At 40.5% G+C, this 19,004-nt stretch carries 15 protein-coding genes and 1 tRNA gene; 4 read left to right on the forward strand and 12 right to left on the reverse strand.

The window, feature by feature from the left end; all coding sequences use genetic code 11:
* Positions 1–85: 85 nt before the first annotated feature.
* The 8 genes from tig to BM192_RS13740 all read right to left on the reverse strand — a co-directional run bounded on the left by tig (position 86) and on the right by BM192_RS13740 (position 11,504).
* Entirely contained in the window at positions 86–1,432 is a 1,347-nt protein-coding gene (tig, locus tag BM192_RS13705; RefSeq protein ID WP_037439395.1) for a trigger factor, read from the reverse strand.
* 257 nt (positions 1,433–1,689) lie between these two features.
* A complete protein-coding gene (locus tag BM192_RS13710) occupies positions 1,690–4,821 on the reverse strand; it encodes an efflux RND transporter permease subunit (protein ID WP_037439397.1) in 3,132 nt (1,043 codons plus the stop codon).
* A gap of 33 nt (positions 4,822–4,854) precedes the next feature.
* On the reverse strand, positions 4,855–5,955 hold the full coding sequence (locus tag BM192_RS13715) for an efflux RND transporter periplasmic adaptor subunit (RefSeq protein WP_037439399.1): 1,101 nt from the start codon (positions 5,953–5,955) through the stop codon (positions 4,855–4,857).
* Between the two features lie 11 nt (positions 5,956–5,966).
* Positions 5,967–7,265, reverse strand: coding sequence for a TolC family protein (locus tag BM192_RS13720; protein WP_037439401.1), 1,299 nt, complete (start codon positions 7,263–7,265; stop codon positions 5,967–5,969).
* 99 nt (positions 7,266–7,364) lie between these two features.
* On the reverse strand, positions 7,365–8,720 hold the full coding sequence (locus tag BM192_RS13725) for a sensor histidine kinase (protein ID WP_074964029.1): 1,356 nt from the start codon (positions 8,718–8,720) through the stop codon (positions 7,365–7,367).
* Positions 8,721–8,729: 9 nt separating this feature from the next.
* On the reverse strand, positions 8,730–9,404 hold the full coding sequence (locus BM192_RS13730) for a response regulator (RefSeq protein ID WP_037439406.1): 675 nt from the start codon (positions 9,402–9,404) through the stop codon (positions 8,730–8,732).
* Between the two features lie 338 nt (positions 9,405–9,742).
* Positions 9,743–10,498, reverse strand: coding sequence for an SDR family oxidoreductase (locus BM192_RS13735; RefSeq protein WP_037439408.1), 756 nt, complete (start codon positions 10,496–10,498; stop codon positions 9,743–9,745).
* A 97-nt stretch (positions 10,499–10,595) separates the two neighbouring features.
* The gene (locus BM192_RS13740; RefSeq protein WP_037439410.1) at positions 10,596–11,504 is read right to left on the reverse strand and encodes a helix-turn-helix domain-containing protein; all 909 of its coding nucleotides are present in this window, start codon (positions 11,502–11,504) and stop codon (positions 10,596–10,598) included.
* A gap of 95 nt (positions 11,505–11,599) precedes the next feature.
* On the opposite strand from BM192_RS13740, the gene BM192_RS13745 reads away from it, so the two are divergent.
* The 4 genes from BM192_RS13745 to BM192_RS13760 all read left to right on the forward strand — a co-directional run bounded on the left by BM192_RS13745 (position 11,600) and on the right by BM192_RS13760 (position 14,786).
* Positions 11,600–12,508 (forward strand): helix-turn-helix domain-containing protein, encoded by a 909-nt coding sequence (locus BM192_RS13745; RefSeq protein WP_037439412.1) that lies wholly within the window; start codon positions 11,600–11,602, stop codon positions 12,506–12,508.
* A gap of 91 nt (positions 12,509–12,599) precedes the next feature.
* A complete protein-coding gene (locus tag BM192_RS13750; protein ID WP_037439414.1) occupies positions 12,600–13,643 on the forward strand; it encodes an NAD(P)-dependent alcohol dehydrogenase in 1,044 nt (347 codons plus the stop codon).
* A 115-nt stretch (positions 13,644–13,758) separates the two neighbouring features.
* Positions 13,759–14,265 (forward strand): hypothetical protein, encoded by a 507-nt coding sequence (locus tag BM192_RS13755; RefSeq protein WP_083401138.1) that lies wholly within the window; start codon positions 13,759–13,761, stop codon positions 14,263–14,265.
* A complete protein-coding gene (locus BM192_RS13760; protein ID WP_037439418.1) occupies positions 14,262–14,786 on the forward strand; it encodes a transcriptional regulator in 525 nt (174 codons plus the stop codon). The genes BM192_RS13755 and BM192_RS13760 overlap by 4 nt, the downstream gene beginning before the upstream one ends.
* A 126-nt stretch (positions 14,787–14,912) precedes the next feature.
* Here BM192_RS13760 and BM192_RS13765 read toward each other — a convergent pair.
* From BM192_RS13765 to BM192_RS13780, 4 genes are all read right to left on the reverse strand, one after another.
* Positions 14,913–14,994, reverse strand: a tRNA-Leu gene (locus tag BM192_RS13765).
* Between the two features lie 96 nt (positions 14,995–15,090).
* Complete coding sequence (locus BM192_RS13770; protein WP_037439420.1) at positions 15,091–15,888, reverse strand: ABC transporter substrate-binding protein; 798 nt, start codon at positions 15,886–15,888, stop codon at positions 15,091–15,093.
* A 35-nt stretch (positions 15,889–15,923) separates the two neighbouring features.
* Positions 15,924–16,595, reverse strand: a complete 672-nt coding sequence (locus BM192_RS13775; protein WP_037439422.1) for an ABC transporter ATP-binding protein — start codon at positions 16,593–16,595, stop codon at positions 15,924–15,926.
* 17 nt (positions 16,596–16,612) lie between these two features.
* A complete protein-coding gene (locus tag BM192_RS13780) occupies positions 16,613–19,003 on the reverse strand; it encodes an ABC transporter permease (RefSeq protein WP_037439424.1) in 2,391 nt (796 codons plus the stop codon).
* Position 19,004 lies beyond the last annotated feature (1 nt).

Here is a 19,004-nt window from a genome sequence, read left to right on the forward strand (position 1 = left end):
ACAAAAACAACGCCGGATACAAATAAAGCGGCCTTAAACAAGCCGCCTTATAATCGATTAAAGAAATCACTGTCTGCAGAACAGACTAGTTCATCTCTGCGAATTTTGTATAAGCTATTTCTTCCGGTTTTAAAGTAGCTACCGATTGAATGTAGTCAAAAACTTTGAGCGCTTTAACTTCTTCAAAAATACGGTTACCATTGTCTTTTTCCTGCAGGAAGGTAGTTGTGTATTGTGCTAACTGATCTTCTGGCATTGGAGCCGGACTGTACATTCTGAACTGCGCTTCCAAACGTTGCTTTGCCGTCTTGAACACATCTTCATATTTAATCTCAATGCTGTTATCTTTAATGATTTTGTTTTCAATTAAAGTCCATTTCAGGTTTTTTGCAAAATCTGCATAACCTTCTTCCAATTCAGCATCAGATAGTTTTTCATTGGTTGCTTTTAACCATTTACGTAAGAATGTATCCGGAAGATCCATTGTTACTTTTTCAGTTAATTGCGTGTACATATCATTCTGAAGTTTACGATCAGCATCCTGTTTAAACATGCTTTCAATTTCTTCAGTGATTTTAGCTGTAAAACCAGCTTCGTCAGTAACAACACCTTCACCAAATATTTTGTCAAAGAACTCCTGGTTCAAATCTGCTTCTTCCAGTCTGTTTACGTTTTTAACAGTTACCTGGAATTTGCCTGTTAAAGCAGTTGCCTGCTCTTCCTCGATGCCTAACAATTTAGCGATTACAGCAGCATCTGAACCAAATGCTTTCTGAATATCAATTGTTAATACGTCATCTTTCTTTACGCCTGTTAAAGATTTAAGAATTGCTTTATCTTTAACTGAATCCAGACGGATCGAACCAGTATGCTTTACACCTTCTTCAAAAACTGAACCATCGGCATTTAACTGTGCTAATTCGGCATAAAGTACGTCATCACCTGCCGAAACTTCAGGATTTGTCATTTTGCCATAGCTGCGACGGATATTTTTAATGCGGGATGCCAGTGTTTCTTCGTCAGCTTTAACTATATACTGGGTGAATTTATCTTTAGCTGAAATCTCAAATTTAACTTCAGGAGCAAGTCCTAATTCATAATCAAATTCAAATTCGTCTGTACCGTCCCATTTGAAGTCTTTAGTATCGTCCATTACTGGTAATGGCTGACCCAGAACTTCAACTTTATTGTCGGTCAGGTATTTATTCAGGTTTTCGCTAAGCAGACCATTGATTGTTTCAATCAGAATGCTTTTACCATACATTTTCTTGATATGTGCTGGTGGCACCATTCCTTTACGGAAACCAGGAAGATTAGATTTTTTAGCTTGTTCTTTTATAGTTTTGTCGACCTTTTCAGTGTAATCTTCAGGCGAAATTTTAATTTTTACAACTGCGTTTAAGTCGTCAATTTTTTCCTGTGTAATATTCATCTTTCTGAATCAATGTTTTAAAATGTCTTTATAAAAAAACCCCTCCATATTCCGGAAGATCTTTTTATCCGGTGGAAAGGTTCATCCTTTGCCTCCCGTTCCTCAATAGAGGTGCCAAAAGTATTAATTTTCTTGAAATAGACCTAGTTAAATATCAAATTAGGGCTCATCAGGCGGCCGGACTGACAATATTTCAGTCTGCCGCCTTTTTACAGCCATTTTAATCATTTTAGCCGGGCAAAATTTCAGTCTTAAACTCAGGCACCTGCAGCAGCAATTTTTGATACCTTTTTACGGTATACCCAATAGAATACGATTGGAAATATAAACAGATTAAATACCGTATCGGTAATTAATCCACCGATAACCACTGTAGCTAAAGGTTTCGAAGTTTCGGAGCCAATTCCCGTAGACATCGCTGCAGGTAATAAACCTATCGCGGCCATCATAGCAGTCATGATCACCGGCCTGACCCGGCTTTCTACGCCAATCCTCAGGGCATCAACCAGTGTCCATTCCGGATGCGTCGTTCGCATCTCGCTGATATTAGATTTGAATTTAGTAATCAATATCACACCATTCTGCACACAGATACCGAACAGGGCAATAAAGCCGATACCAGAAGAGATACTAAAATTAATTCCGGTAAGCAGCAGGGCAAAAATACCGCCTATAATAGCAAATGGCACGTTATTCAAGACTAACAAAGAGTCTTTAAGTGTTCCGAACAGCACAAAGAGAATAAAAAAGATAATCAGAATACTAACCGGCACAACTTCCGTCAACCGCTTAATTGCCCTTTCCTGATTTTCGAAATCTCCTGCCCATTGGATAGAATAGCCTTTCGGTAATTTCAAGCTCGCATTTACTTTTTGTTGTGCCTCTTTAATCGTACTGCCCATATCGCGTCCGCGAACAGAGAATTTGATTGCGCCGTATCTTTTATGCTGATCGCGGTAGATCAGACTTGGACCGATAATTTTACGAATACCGGCAATCTCCCTGATCGGAACTTTATTTCCTGAAAGCGTCGGTACGCGCAGATCGCCGATTGCATCGGCATTATTCCTGAAATTTTCGGGGTACCTGATTCTCAGTTCAAATTTCCGTTCGCCTTCATAAATTTCTGTAGCAGCCTTACCACCAATTGCCGTTTCAATAATTGCATTGGCATCTGCGGCAGTTACGCCATAAAAAGCCATTTTCTCTTGATCCAGGTTAATCTGCAGTTCAGGTTGACCGAGGTTCCGTAAGATCCCCAGATCTTCAATTCCCTCAATATCTTTCATCACGGCAAAGATTTTCTCTTCCTGCTGCTCGATGAATTTAAAGTCATCCCCGAAAAGTTTAAGGACAATTGAACCTTTGACACCGGATACCGCTTCTTCGACATTGTCCGAAATAGGCTGTGAAAAATTCAGATCTATACCCGGAAAATAACTCAGCTTTTCCTGCATTCTGCTAATCAGTTCTGCTTTACTTTGCTTACGCTTCCATTCTTTCTGAGGCAGCAGATCTACATGAAACTCAATATTATAAAAACCCGTGGCATCCGTACCATCATCCGGCCGGCCGGTCTGGGAAATTACCTGTTTCACTTCTTCGAAATTAAGGAAGACCTTACGCATGTCGTTGGCCAGTTTAACCGACCCTTCCAATGACGTACTCAAAGGCCCCGTAGCCCGTACATAGATAGACCCCTCGTTCAATTGCGGAAGAAATTCAGTCCCCAGAAATTTAAAGCTGAACAGGCCGCCGATTAAAATAATAATGGTGATCGTAAACGCAATTCTGCGCTGTTTAAAGCAGATATTAAAGATTCTTACACAGTTTCTGGTTAACCAGATAACAAAGAAATTATGCTTTTCCCGGACATTCTTTTTCAGTAAAACGCTGGCTAGAACAGGCACCAGGGTGAAAGTCAGAATCAATGCACCCAACAAAGCAAAACCTAAAGTCCAGGCTAAAGGCGAGAACATCTTTCCTTCTACCTTTTCGAAGCTAAAGATTGGAAGCAAACCCGCAATAATAATCAGTTTGGCAAAAAAGATTCCCTTCCCATTTACCAGACATGCCTGTTTGATCATACCTAGCTTGCTCATCTTGTTAAAGCGGTCCATTCCAACCTTTTTGGCCTTCTGATCAAGCACGACAAAAATTCCTTCCATCATAACTACTGCCCCATCGATGATAATACCGAAGTCAATCGCCCCCATCGAAAGTAGATTGGCGGACATTCCTTTCATCTTCAGACAAATAAATGCAAATAGCAAAGCCAGCGGAATAACCACAGCAACGATAACTGTAGTACGCCAGTCTGCCATGAAAAGGAAAACTATCACCGTTACAAATACGATCCCTTCCGCCATATTGTTCATGACCGTATGGGTTGCGAAATCTATGAGTGTTTCCCGGTCGTAGAACGCGTCTATTTTAACATCATCAGGCAGTATCGTACTATTCAGTTCGTGAATCTTTATTTTAAGATTTTCTATCACCTCACTGGTGTTCTCACCTTTACGCATGACCACAATACCTTCCACCACATCGGGATCCAGATCACGGCCCACCTGACCCAGTGCAGGCAGATGTGATTCGGTAACTTCTGCGATATCTTTAACGAAAATGGGAGTTCCTTTAATGTTATCTACGATAATGTTTTTGATCTCCGGAATATCATTCAGCAAACCAATTCCGCGCACAACGTATGCCTGGCCACCTTGTTCAATGACATCGCCGCCAACATTGATATTACTTTTAGAAACTGCCTCATAAACCTCCAGCGGCGTAACACCATACTGCACAGCTTTTTGCGGATCTATCGTAATCTGGTAAGCCTTAGTCTGACCACCGAAACTATTCACATCTGCTACACCTGGCACCGATCTGATCTCCCTTTCCACTACCCACTCTTCGAGGGTTTTTAATTCCCGGACAGATTTGGTATTACTGGTAAGCGTATACCGGAATATTTCTCCTGTAGGTCCGTAAGGCGGCTGAATCTCCGGCTTCACACCGTCAGGGAGCTCAGCATCCCCGACGTGGTTATTTATCTGCATTCTTGCGAAAGCATTATCGACCTCGTCATCAAAGGAAACTTTAACAACAGAGAGTCCGAATAAGGAAGAAGAACGGATAGAGGTTTTCTTTTCCGTAGGATTCATTGCGATTTCCAGCGGACGGGTAACGAACTTCTCTACTTCTTCTGCACTTCTGCCAGGCCATTGCGTAATCATGGTTACCGAAGTATTCGTTACATCGGGGAAAGCATCTATACTTATTTTTCTGAAACTGATATACCCGGCCAGCAACAGTAAGAATGTCATGAAGAATATAAAAAACTTGTTCCTCAATGAAAAATCAAGGACATTTTTAATGACTTTATTCATTTGAATAAATTAATGGGAGTAAATACGATTGAATTATTTTTTCAGGGATTCATACAGAAATAGCTGACGGGAACTGATCACAACATCTCCGGCTCTCAGGCCCTCACTGACGTAGGCGGTATCTTCTACCCTTTTTGCAATCTTAACCGGCTGAATATGAACTTTAGACACCCCATCTTTGACCAGAACGAATGAACCATCATGATCAAAAATAATGGAGGCAGCCGGTACCGAAGGCATAGTATCCCCTGACAGATCTGCTACAGAAACTTTGGCAAACATCTGCGGTTTGAGCAGATCTCCCGGATTGTCAATTTTAACCCTGGCACGCATCACCTTATTTTCCGGATCTATCAGGCTGTAGACTTTATCGATCTTCCCTTTAAAGACCTTATCCGGATAAGACAAAGTCGTAATTTTAACCTCACTCCCGTTTTTAACTTTCGAGATATCGGATTCATAAATATTAATGAGTATATACACCGTTGAGAGGTCTGCCACTGTAAAAAGATGTTCGGCGTTATCCTCTCTGATCTGCATATGATCAGTCAGATTTTTTTCGATAATATACCCGCTGATCGGTGAAGTAATCTCATAACCCCGGCTGCCGGTTCTGTTAATTGCCATTACGGCACCGGCACGTTTGTACTCAGCTGCTGCTTTCTCCTGGTCGGACTGCGCCTGCTCCAGATCTTTCTCAGAAGCCAAACCACTTTGATACAAGTCTTTCGCAGACTGTAAGGCCCGTTTAGCACTTCTCAGATCTGCCTCCGCAGAGACCATATCTTTGGTATATCCCGCAACTTCAGTACTCCGGATCACTGCAAGCGTCTGTCCCTTTTTAACCAGATCTCCAAGCTGAACATTTACATCCTGAGAAATACCACTAACCAGGGGAAATATCCTGGCCATTTTGTTTTCATCTGGTGCAACCATACCGGTAAGCGATAACCTTGATACTGCATTACCTGCCAATACCGTATCGACCTTAAGTTCCTGCAATAATTTTTCACTGACCTGAAACTGCGGGTCTTTTACAGCATCGGTCTTTTCTTTTTGGGTACAGGCCTGCAGACAAAATACAGCAACAGCTAAAGTAAACCCTGCAACCGGGAGTTTTAATTTATGATACATATCAGGAAATATTATTTGTTGAAAAATTGGGTACCTGTCACAAAATTTAATTGCTCCAGTGAGTTCATACGATTCATTTGCAGCTCATTATACTGCACGACATTCGTTTTATAAGAATCATAGAAATCTAGAAATTCAAGCAGACTGAGATTTCTTTTCTGATAATTTTTAGTAACCTCCTCAATGAGATGATTAAAATCGTTCTTAAAACCAGGATCAAAACTTTCTTCGAGTTTCTCCAGTCTGAAAGCAGCTTGAAATGACTGATCAATTTCACTTTCCATCTCGTCCTGCTGCCTTTCCAGATTATTTTTGCTGCTTTGAATGGCAATCTTGGCTTGTTTAATAGCTCCTTGATTTCTGTTAAAAAGCGGCAACGGAATATTGATCCCTAATCCTGTATAATCCCGAACTGTACTTCCGTATTTATCGTAAGTCAGTGAAACTGTAATATCCGGTACCGCCATTGCCTGCTGCAGCCGCAGATTAAGGTCGCTGTAAGCGACATTACCTTTGGCAAGTTTCAAATCGTAACGATTGTTATAAGCAGAATCCAGCAACAATTTATAAGGCACCTGAGCAAGTTTCTCTTTAACAGGCTGCAAGACTCCAACCATTGGCAAAATCCTTATTTTAGGATCCACCCTGATCAACAATTTGAACTCATACTGTGCTGCATCGATATCTTCCTGCAATTCGTTCTTTTCAGTTTGAAGCGCATAGAGCTGTGACTGAATCCGCAATAGCTCGTGCTGCGCGATATTACCGGCCGCGTATTGTTTTTTAAAAGCAGCAAGCGTGGTAGATAAAGAACTGATTTCCTGATCGTATACGTCCAAAGAAGCCTGTTGAAAGTAAATTTTATTGAAATTGGTTCGGAGCGTATACTTCAGCGTTCTCAGCAGATCGAAAAACTCATACCCTGCCTGTCTGGCCCCTATTTTAGCCAGCTGAATATTTTTATTTCTTTTACCTGCCGTCTGGAAGAGCTGAGAGATCAGGCCGGTATACTGCCCGCCGTCATAACTCATGTCAAAAAATTTACGGGTATCAGGATTGTAAAGAATATTCTCAAAGCCTATTTCCGGATTGTTAAATAAACTTGCAGTGATAATTTCTGCCATTTCATGATCAATCTGATACTGAGCAGCGAGCAGGGAAAGATTGTTTTTTAAAAACCGGCCTTCGGCCTCTTTAATGGTGATTCTTAAGGTATCTCCTGCAATATTTTGTGCAAATGCTTTGTTCTCCTTTCCCAGACCTGCTGTAAAAATGAGCAGCAAAAGGACATGGACAATTTTTAGACTCATAGCTTTAATTATTTTAAAAGCAAAGCTATAGGTGGACTATTAAAACCCCCTTAATACACTATTGGTATTGCATTAGAAGATGATTAGAAAGTCTTAATGTCAGGCCGTAGGAAAAAACACGACGATTGTAGTACCCTGTTCTAAAACTGAATTTATGGAGATAGTTCCATTATGTAACTTTACGATATTATCTGTCAGTGACAGTCCTATACCGTAGCCCTGAAAATTCATCGCATTGGAAGCACGGAAAAATGGTTGAAAGATTTTAATCAGATCGTCTTTCGCGATGCCTATCCCCTGATCCCGGATGGTAATTTGAATTCCCTTATCTATATAGCGCACTTCACAGTCTACAGTTTTCCCTTCTGAAAACTTAACTGCATTTTTCAGAATATTACTAATCGCAATGAACAGTAGCCGCCGGTTTCCGGAAATGACACTTTTGGTAATATCTTCCGGCAGATGATAACCCATCCTGACCTGATCTCCATTTGATTTGCCGGCGAGCTCATCTGCAATTTCCCACATCAGCTCATCTACCTTCACGTTTTGAAAATCGCGGTTGTCAAGATTAGTTTGCATCAGCTCCATCAGACTGTTAATAATCAGATTGAGCCTTTCTACACTGGATACGATTTCTTTCAGTGCAGATTTATAAGTCTCCGGATCTCTTTCTTTCATTAAGGTGATTTCTGCCTCACCCAAAATAGAAGTAATAGGTGTCCGCAATTCATGGGAGGCGTTAGCTACAAATGATTTCTGACTATCGAAAGACTGTTCCAGATGTTCCAGCATCTGATTTATAGTGAGTGAAAGCATATCTATTTCATCTGTTTTTGCCGTATTAATAGATAGACGCCGGTGAAGATTCGAAGAGCGGATCCGTTTAAGATTAGCCGTAATTTTAACAATCGGCCGCAAAGAAATATTTGCAAATATCCGCCCGATAAAAAAAGTAATAAAAAGTGAAGCGACATAAAAGGCAGACATAATGATCCGCAACTGATCCATATCCTCAAATCCACGTTCATCAATCGCTGAGACTACAACAACAAAGTTTCCGGAGTTATCCTCATAATATAATCCGGAGACCTGCCTGTCCCCGGATTTATAATGCAAATTCTTCTTTTTCAGAATCTCCTGAAGAAAGCTCCTTTTCCAATGAATGGAATCTTCGGGCATAAATTTAAACTGCAGCTGATCATTATAAATGCTGATAGACTCCTGAGAAAGTGATTGCGGAAACTTTTCAGAAACTTTCCTGAACAGCTTAATTGGCAGATTATCTTCTGCAAAATAGAATTGACCAGCTATCATTGCCCGCTCATCCAGCTTATTAAAAAAGGACTTAGACCGGTTATGCTCTACGATCACGTAAATACCACTCAGTACAATGAAGAGTAAAAAAGCGAACATAAAAGTAAACTGCAGGGACAATGCATTTTTAAACTTCATGCCTGGGATTTAAGATTCTTTAATTACATAACCCATCCCAATTACAGTATGGATTAACGGTGCAGAAAAGCCTTTGTCGATTTTAGCGCGCAGATAATTGATATAAACATCGATCAGATTAGTTCCCCTGTTAAAAGAAATTCCCCATACTGCTTCTGCTATATATATTCTCGACAATACTCTGTTCTTATTAGCTAGCAATACTTCCAGTAAAATAAACTCTTTAGCCGATAACAGAATCAACTTACCATTTCTGGTTACTGTTTTCTTATAACAGTCCATCTCCAGATCTGCTATCTTATAAAGCGTACCAGGCAACACCATGTCTTTTCGTCTGCTTAAGGCTTTAATTCTGGCAAGCAGTTCAGCAAAATGAAAAGGTTTAGTGAGATAATCATCTGCCCCGTTTTCAAGTCCCTGCACCTTATCATTTACCGTATCAAGCGCTGAAAGCATTAAGACAGGCACTTCTTTTTTAACCTGCCTGATCATCTTGCATATTTCCATCCCATTGATATAAGGCAATACCACATCCAGAATAATCAGGTCATATTCGTGTTCAAGAGCCATTTTAGAGCCCATGTTTCCATCGTAAGCTACCGAAACATTATGTAACTGCTCTTCAAGTCCTTTTTTAATAAATCCTGAAACTTTAGGTTCGTCCTCAATCAATAAAATATTCATGCTTTATTTTTTCACAAAGATAAAAGGCTGAAAAGTTAAATCATTGCACATTAGAACATTCTAATCTCATTATTGCGTTAATGAAACACTAAAATGAGTCGGATCATCCTGTTATCTGGTTTTGAAACCAACCGTTCCGCAACCTTATTTTCCTTTGTTGTTCTTCGGGGTTGCGATACCGTTGCTATACCGTTGCTATACCCTTGGTATACCCTTTGGGTAAAGGAAGGGTATCGCAACGGTATAGCAACGGTATACCAAGGGTATATCAACCCGCCTCAAATACAAAGTAAATGCGGGCGCAAGGAAAAGCTAATTACAACTAGCTTTCTAACAGATTAGAAACTTTTTTGTGCCGTCGGGCGTACCACCAGTTCATTGACATCTACATCGGAAGGCTGTTCTACAGCATACGCAACTGCCCTTGCAATAGCATTAGCAGATAATAGATTGACTCTGAATTTTTCTATCGCTAGTTTTTTCAATTCAGGATCGGAGATCGTTTCTGCCAGCTCAGATTCTGTCGCCCCCGGAGCGACTAGCGTCACCCGGATATTAGCACTCACTTCCTGGCGTAAACCTTCAGATATGGCCCGTACCGCAAACTTAGTCGCACTATATACCGTAGATGTGGGGCCTACCCAACGATCGCCGACAGAAGTAATATTTACAAATTGCCCATTATCTTTAGCCTCAAAAACAGGTAAGGCAGCCGCAATACCATGGAGTACCCCTTTGATATTAACATCTATCATCTGATGCCATTCTGAAACTTTGTAACTGTTTATCATAGAAAGCGGCATCAGACCAGCGTTATTAACGAAAACATCCAGGGTCCCAAAATTTTCTACAGCATAGCTAACAAAATCTTTTACCTGGCCAGGTTGCGTAACATCTACAGAAAAGTAAACGGCTTCACCCCCATTTTCAATTATAGAAGAAACAATTTTCACTAAGTTGGATGTTCTTCTCGCTCCCAGTACCACTCTGGCTCCTTTACTCGCTAAATGTACCGCGATTGCTTCACCAATACCACTGCTTGCCCCTGTAATCGCGACAACTTTACCCTTAATTCCCGAATTCATATTTTCCATTTTCAATTAATTTGATCGACGTCATTTATTTGACAGACCAAAATTAATTCAATGAAGAGCGTGGCAATTGCGATAATCAAACCAACAAATACAAAAATCAAACATCCCGGTTTTGACGGAAACGCTTAGGCGTGAGCTGAACATTTTTCTTGAAAAAATTGACAAAATGAGGAGCCTCATCGAAGCCCAGACACCAGGCAATTTCGGATACATTCCAATCTGTATGTCTCAACAAAGTACGCGCTTCCTGAATTACCCGCTCTGCAATTAAAGCTGATGTTGTCTTTCCCGTTACTTCCTTCAGGGATCTGTTCAAATGATTTACATGCACAGAAAGCTGTCCGGCAAATTCGACAGGAGAACGCATTTTCAAACGTTGACCGGGAGATTCTACTGGAAACTGTCTTTCCAGCAGTTCGGTAAACATAGAAGAAACCCGTAAATTACCATTTGATTCATTATACTGGCTACCTTTTGCAGGCTGCATCTTAAGCGCAAGATGAATCAGCTCCAGAACCAGTGTACGCAAGACGTCATATTTATACGTAAAATCAGATTCAATCTCCTGAAGCATTTTTAGAAAAATCTGACTAATTTTATCTACTGCTGAAGGAGAAAGATGAAATAAAGGATTATCACCTGGTTTAAAAACCGGATATTCTTTGATATGGCCGAACTGATTAAAAAATGCTTCTGTAAAAATGCAGAAATAACCTGTCTGCTGCTCTGCGTCAGATTCCCAGGAGTAGGGAATCTGAGGATTAGCGAATAATAAGGCACTGGTATCAAACTCTATTGTCTTATCGGCATAAAACAAACGGGTATGGCCATTAATCAGACTGATCTTATAATAATTCTTCCGGCTGTATGGCAAAATTTTAGCTTTCGGCCCTGAAAATTCATCCAGGCGAAACACATTAAAATGTCCCATTTCCTTTTGTAAATTATCTGGCATCCAGTTTAATTTGGATTTATAAAACTCTTCCAGCGTCTGTGTTTTTTCCATCTCTTTAAAATTAAGCAGAAATCTCCTGCTTTTGTATGACAATTGTAAGATAAACCGCCGCGTAAATATTATATTTAATATTTGATATTTGCAAAATGAAAAAAGCAGAGCAGCTGGAAGATTTCTATAAAAAAACCTCACACTGGATGCCTGACAATCTGAAAAAAGAGTTGGGTCACTTTAATGTTTTCCGACTGGAAGAGCACCTTGTCCCCAACACAGATTGCCTACCTTACAGCAGACGTGATTTCTATAAAGTAAGCCTGATTACAGGACCTACAAAGTTTTATTACGCTGATAAGTCAGTCGAATTCGAAAAAAGCGCGTTAATATTTGCTAATCCCCAGATTCCCTACTCCTGGGAATCTAAAGCGGAAAAAGCTACAGGCTTCTTTTGCATCTTTTCAGAATCCTTTTTAGACAATCTGGCCCATATTAAGGAGTATCCTGTTTTTAAACCTGGTGATCCTCCTGTATTTATACTTTCAGATCAGCAGCTGGAAGACATCAGCAAAATATACCAGAAAATGCTGGTGGAGATAAATTCTGAGTTCACCTACAAATATGATCTTTTACGAAATCTACTGATGGAATTGATTTACAGTGCCCTGAAAATGACGCCTGCTACCAGCTCGCGTTATAACGGTTCTACAGCATCGGTAAGAGTAGCATCTGTCTTTACGGAATTACTGGAAAGACAGTTCCCGATTGAATCTCCTAATCAGAAAATGAAATTCAGATCGCCGGTAGAATTTGCAAAACAGCTTTCTATCCATGTGAATCATTTAAACCGCTCGCTAAAAGAGATAACCGGAAAAACTACTTCCCAGCTGATCGAAGAAAGACTAATTCAGGAGGCCAGAGCTTTATTAATGCATTCGGACTGGACAATAACACAGATCGCCTGGTGCCTGGGATTCGAAGAACTCCCCCATTTTATTAATTACTTTAAAAAGAATGCAAACTTGACACCAAGAGCTTTCCGAAAGCTTCAAAATGTTTGAATTTTACAGTAAACAGTTTGAATCTTGCAGCTTTTTTGAAGGAGAACCAAAGTACTTTTGTGGAGAAATTTAAAACTTAATTTTAGATATTATGATTGCAACAAAAGGATATGCAGCGCAAAGCGCGGAAACAGATTTAGCCCCATGGAATTTTGAACGTCGCGAGGTAGGTCCTCATGATGTGCAATTTGACATCTTATTCTGTGGTGTCTGCCACTCAGATCTTCACCAGATTAAAAATGACTGGTTTCCCGGGATTTTCCCAATGGTTCCTGGCCACGAGATTGTCGGACGCGTAATTAAAGTAGGCGATCACGTTACTAAATTTAAAGTAGGTGATCTGGCAGGTACTGGTTGTATGGTAGATTCATGCCAGGTATGTGAAAACTGTAAAAAAGATCTGGAGCAGTATTGTCTGGAAGGAAATACGCAAACTTATAACTCGTATGAGAGAGATGGAAAATCACCTACTTACGGTGGTTATTCAAACACTATTGTCGTAAGAGAGGAATTTGTCTTACATGTCTCAGATAAACTGAACCTGGCAGCAGTTGCGCCATTATTATGCGCAGGTATTACCACTTATTCTCCACTAAGACACTGGAAAGTAGGAAAAGGTCATAAACTAGCCGTTTTAGGTTTAGGCGGCCTTGGACACATGGCTGTTAAATTCGGTGTAGCTTTCGGCGCAGAAGTGACTGTACTAAGTACCTCAGCTAGTAAAGAGGCTGATGCGAGAAAATTAGGTGCACAGCATTTTGTAGTTACTACAGACGAGGCGCAGGTTAAAGCAGCACAAAATTCATTTGATTTTATTCTGGATACAGTATCTGCGGAACACGACTTCAATATGTACCTGTCCCTGCTTAAAACTGACGGTACATTGATTTGTGTGGGCGTACCATCAAAACCAGCTGAGATCGCCGCATTCAGCCTTCTGGGTGGCAGAAAAAGCATAGCTGGCTCTGGCATCGGAGGAATTGCCGAAACTCAGGAAATGCTTGATTTCTGTGCAGAACACGATATTGTGTCAGAAATTGAAATGATTGACATCAAAGATATCCAGTCTGCATACGATCGTATGCTCAAAGGAGATGTCCGTTACCGTTTTGTGATTGATATGGCGACTTTGTAATATCGATTGTCAAAGCCCCGCGTGTTGAAACGTTATAATGAAATAACCCGGAATGCAAATGCATTCCGGGTTATTTCATTTTAGCCACGCCGCTTTCGCCCTATTTTAACACACGATGAATCTTTGCGAAAATTGTAAAGATTTAGTATATTTGATTATGTACATTGTTCATAGGTCCAGTAATGAAAAGTATCTGGTTCTCCTACAAAACTTGGAAGATCAAGACTGGAAAAAGATAACAGTGAAGCAATTCGCATTTAACTGGAAAAAACTCAAGGGTGTTTATCAAATTTTCAAGCTGAGTTTAGACGGTGAAATTTTAGGACTGATCGCTCTCAGCAACATTCAGGCAGAAGAAAGAATCGAAATAAATCTATTAGCGGTTTCAGCAGAGAACGTCGGGAAAGAAAAGAAATTTGACCGGATAGCAGGCACGCTAATTGCCTTTGCTTGTAAAGAAGCTATCAAAAACTATAACTGGGAATTCCCATGCGTGTCCTTAACGCCCAAAACAGAAATTAAGGAATATTACATTAAAAAATACGGAATGCTGGACGGCGGAAGGCAGTTGTACTTAGAGGACATCCCTTTACATAAAATTATAAAAGAATATTTATCATGAGCAAAAACAAAATTTTAACAGAACTAAGCCCTGAAGAGATCGCTAATGCTTATGTATTACCTACATCTTTGACTAATGATGAACAAAAATCGGCTAATCAGGAACTTGCTTCAGCACGTTCAAAACGCAGAAATGAAATGTCTGATGGCAAAAGGCTTTACAACAGCCTCATGTTATTAAAGGCACGTCTGGAAGATTATGTCAACAGTTCAATATATAAGGCTGATTTTACATTCGGCTATTTTCTTCAGGAATATCTTCAATTGCAAAATAAAAAGCAAAAGGAATTTGCAAAAGAAATTAATGTAAACGCTTCTGTACTCAACCAATATATTCATGAACACAGAGTTCCAAATGAAAACATTTTCATCAGGTTTGAAATTCATTCAGGCGAACATATTAAAGCTGTTGATTTACTCCGGCTAGTAGATAAAGAAAAAGAATACCAGATTAGTCATGATTTAGATTTACGAAAAAGAGAAGCCCAAAATGTTTCGAAAAAACTTGAATTCGCATTTTAAACAATCCCAATTATAGGAACAATATGACTCTGGTCAATTCCGTTTACTGTCGACAGTAAAAAATTTAAATTGGAAAACCGCGTAAAACAAAAAAAGCAGTCTGTGAAGACTGCTTTTAAACTAATGTGCGGATGAAGGGACTCGAACCCCCACGCCGTGAAGCGCCAGATCCTAAGTCTGGTGCGGCTACCAATTACGCCACATCCGCATTAGGGACTGCAAATATAGACATTGATTTTATATATCAAAAAGAATATTTGAATTGTCTGCAACAAAGGAGTTAAACAGCTGATAATAAGATTATTTATTTTAAAGATTTTTGATAGTCGAACAAATAACCCACCGTTTTAACCAGTCTGCTGCCGTACCAGGAGATCATTTCTCCGTCAATCAACCTGACATCTGCTCCAGGAATAGCCGATTTTAATTCAGAAATATGTTTATCGCGGAATGGATAGGGCTCGGAAGACAGTAAAATCAATTCCGGAGATAGGAGCTGAAGTTCTTCTAGTGTAGTTTCCGGATATCGGGTTCCCTTAGCGATATTCACTAACCCTGCCTTCATCAGAATATCTCCTATAAAGGTGTCTGCCGCTGCCATCATATAAGGATCTTTCCACATCAGGTATATAGTTCTGGGCTCTAATCTGTACTGCAGTGCCAATGTCTGCAGATCAGTAAACCCTGCGTTGATCAGATGGTTCAGATAAGCTCCTTCAGGCTCTCTGTCTACCAATTCTGCGATCTCAGTGATAGTCTTCATTGCATCTTCCAATGTGGAAACGTCGGAAATCCATACAGGAAATTCTTTACGCAAAAGCTCGATGTCTTCTTTTGTATTCTCTTCCTTATTTCCGATTATCAGATCCGGCTGCATTGCCCTGATCTGTTCAATATTAAGAGTCTTGGTCCCCCCGATTTTCACTTTGGTTTTGCACTTCTCCAATGGATGGATACAGAACTTAGTTATGCCTATAATCTCTTTATCCAGCCCCAGATCGAATAATAACTCGGTCTGCGACGGGACAAGAGAGATGATTTTTTTTGGTGGAGATGGAAGGTTAATCGTATAACCAAGCTGATCCGTAAACTTTAGTCTCATACGGTAAATATACGAATATGTCCTTAGGAGGCAGGTTAGCTATTATTGGTAACCACGCCATCCACGAGGTTTAAAATCCTATTTCCATAGGCAGCATTAGCTTCAGAATGGGTTACCTGTACAATAGTTATACCTTCGTCTTTATTCAGCTGTCGAAACAAATCCATAATCTGCAATGCTTGTGCAGACTGCAAATTACCTGTAGGTTCATCTGCAAGGATGAGTAAAGGTTGCGGTGCCAGCGCACGGGCGATACCCACCAACTGCTGCTGACCACCGGAAAGCTGATGCGGAAATAAATCTTTTTTGGCTACCATCTGAAAACGGTCAAGCAAGTCCGCTACCCGGCTTTTCCTCTCTGAGCTACTGATATTTTTGTAATGAAGCGGAACTTCTATATTCTCTTCAACTGTCATCTCATCAATCAGATGATACGCCTGAAAAACAAATCCAATATGATTTCTGTAGATCTCAATCCGCTTTCTTTCGGATAATGAAGATAGTTCCTGATCCATGAATTTATAACTGCCGTAAGTAGGTTCGTCAAGCATTCCGATAATATTCAATAAAGTAGATTTACCAGCTCCTGAAGGCCCCATAATAGAAACAAATTCACCTTTTTGAATATCGGCATCAATATGTCTGAGTACGTAGCTCTTCGCCCCTTTCAAGGTATAATATTTTTCTATCTGTTTTAATGTGATCATGTCTTTGTTTTTAAGTATTATTCGTTTTTAAGGGCATTAACCGGATTGGCCATGGCTGCCTGATAAGTTCTTAAACTGACTGTCAGCACCGTAATCAGTAACGAAATAATCATGGCAACCATAAACGGCCAGATATTTAAATCTATCCGGTAAGCGTAACCAGAAAGCCACCGGGACACCAGCATATAAGTTATTGGCCAGGCAACCAGATTTGCAAGCAAAATGAGTTTAATAAATGAGCTATTGAGCATACTAACCAGCTCTACTGTAGTGGCACCCAACACTTTCCGGATAGCCAGTTCTTTTGTTTTCTGGGTTGCAACAAAAGAGATCAATCCAAATAAACCCATAAATGCGATAAAAATTATAACTCCTGCAAATATCTTCAGTAAAGTTCCCATAATTACTTCACTTTCATAATATGCGCGAATATGGTCATCCAGAAAAGACGATGAATATACATAGTTCGGGTAATAGCTGTTCCAGATTGCTTCTATTTGAAGCATAAGCGTCGAAATCTGCCTGGTGTCCATTTTCACCGCAAGTTCAGACATGCTGTTCTTTGCGTTATACAGCACAATCGGCGAGATGCCCTCTTTCAGACTTTTATTAATGAAATCTTTGACCACTCCAACAATTGGCACCTTTTTCCCCATTAATGTGATATGTTGCCCGATAGCGTCTTCCGGTTTAACAATATTTAGCTTGCGCATGAGTGTCTCATTGATGACGAGTTCTTTCAAGGTGTCACTCTTTGACAATGACCGGCCCGCCAGAACGGATAAGCCAAATGTTTTGAAGTAGTCTTCATCGCCAGCCTTGGTATTGACCATAAAGTCCATATCCCTGGAACTGTTATAAGAAAAATTGGATGTTTTGTTATCTGAAGACGAGGGCCCGAAACTACATAGGCTCACAGCCGATACTCCGGGAAGAGCTGCAACCCTTGCTTTAATGATCTCAAACTTGCTGACACTGAGACTGTCATTCGGGAGATAAGCCATAGCTATTGCCGAAGAATTGAACCCCAGGGGTTTCTCCCGCATATATTTCATTTGCTGCAGAATAATCAGCGTGCCAGCTATCAACACTACCGTAATCGCAAACTGCACAACCACTAATACCTTACGCAGACTGCCACCGCCGGAATTTCCGACATTCACCTTGTTCTTCAACGCCAGCACCGGGTTAAACCCTGAAAGTACCACAGCTGGATAAACTCCTGCCAGAAGCCCCACAAACAGCACGAGCAGTAACATAAAACCAATCAGAGCTGGCTGGTTTACCGGGCTAAAGCTTAACTGATCTTCAAACAGTCCTGATAAAGCAGGCAGGGCAGCTTCGGTAATGACGCAGGCCAGCAACAGGGCAAAAAAACTAAGCGTAATGGTTTCCGTAAAAAACTGAGTCAGTAGTTCTCTCCTGTTCCCACCGATTACTTTTCTTATACCCACTTCCTTTGAGCGTCCGATCGCCTGCGCGGTAGCCAGGTTTATAAAATTAATACAGGCCGTGAGCAGCAGCAGTAAACCAATAGCCGCTAACCCGTAAATATCGCGCATACTGGTATTCTTCCCTGCAAAATTCCCATATCTTTCATCTACATGAATATCAGAAAGCGACTGAAAAAAATGGCTCTCTTTGACATCACTATCTGCTGAATAATATTTTTTTATAAATGCCTGCATCGTTCCTGACAGATCTGCGGGCTTCACACCGTCTTTCAGCAAAACGTAACACTCCGAACCAGAAGATACTGATCCCCATTCCTTAAGCTGACGATGTTTATACCCTGAATAAGCGAGTACTATCTGAACCGGGTTACTGGATGTTTCCGGCTGATCCTCAAATACACCACTAACCTTTAGCTGATTAACTTGTTTGAAGACAATGGTTTTACCGATAGCCTGCTGCCAGTTTCCGAAATATCTAATTGCTGTTTTCCGGGAAATAGCTACCGTATTAGGCTCAGTCACAGATTGCTCAGGTGTGCCGGCAAGCCATTTATAATTAAATATTTTAAAAAAGGAAAGGTCCGTATAGAATACCGTTTCATCCGTCTTCATCTTAACACGCCCGGCTTCATCCATTACCTGTATCACACCGCCGCCACGCTGTAAAGGAGCAACTTCCTCCAATTGTGAAAAATCATTCCGCATGGCATAAGCTAGAGGCTTAGGCACACCATTCTGAAATTCTTCACCATCGGAATATTTCCAATAACTAACAACCCGGTAAATCCGGTCTTTGTTAGTATACTGCTGGTCAAAACTCAGTTGATAACTGATAAAAATATAGATCAGAATACATCCAGCCATCCCTACCGACAAGCCTGCAATATTGATAAAAGTATATCCTTTGTTTTTCCAAAGATTCCGCAGGGCTATTTTAAGATTCAATCTGAACATA

It is taken from the genome of Pedobacter antarcticus (assembly GCF_900112985.1).
In the GTDB taxonomy this organism is placed as follows: Bacteria; Bacteroidota; Bacteroidia; order Sphingobacteriales; family Sphingobacteriaceae; genus Pedobacter; species Pedobacter antarcticus.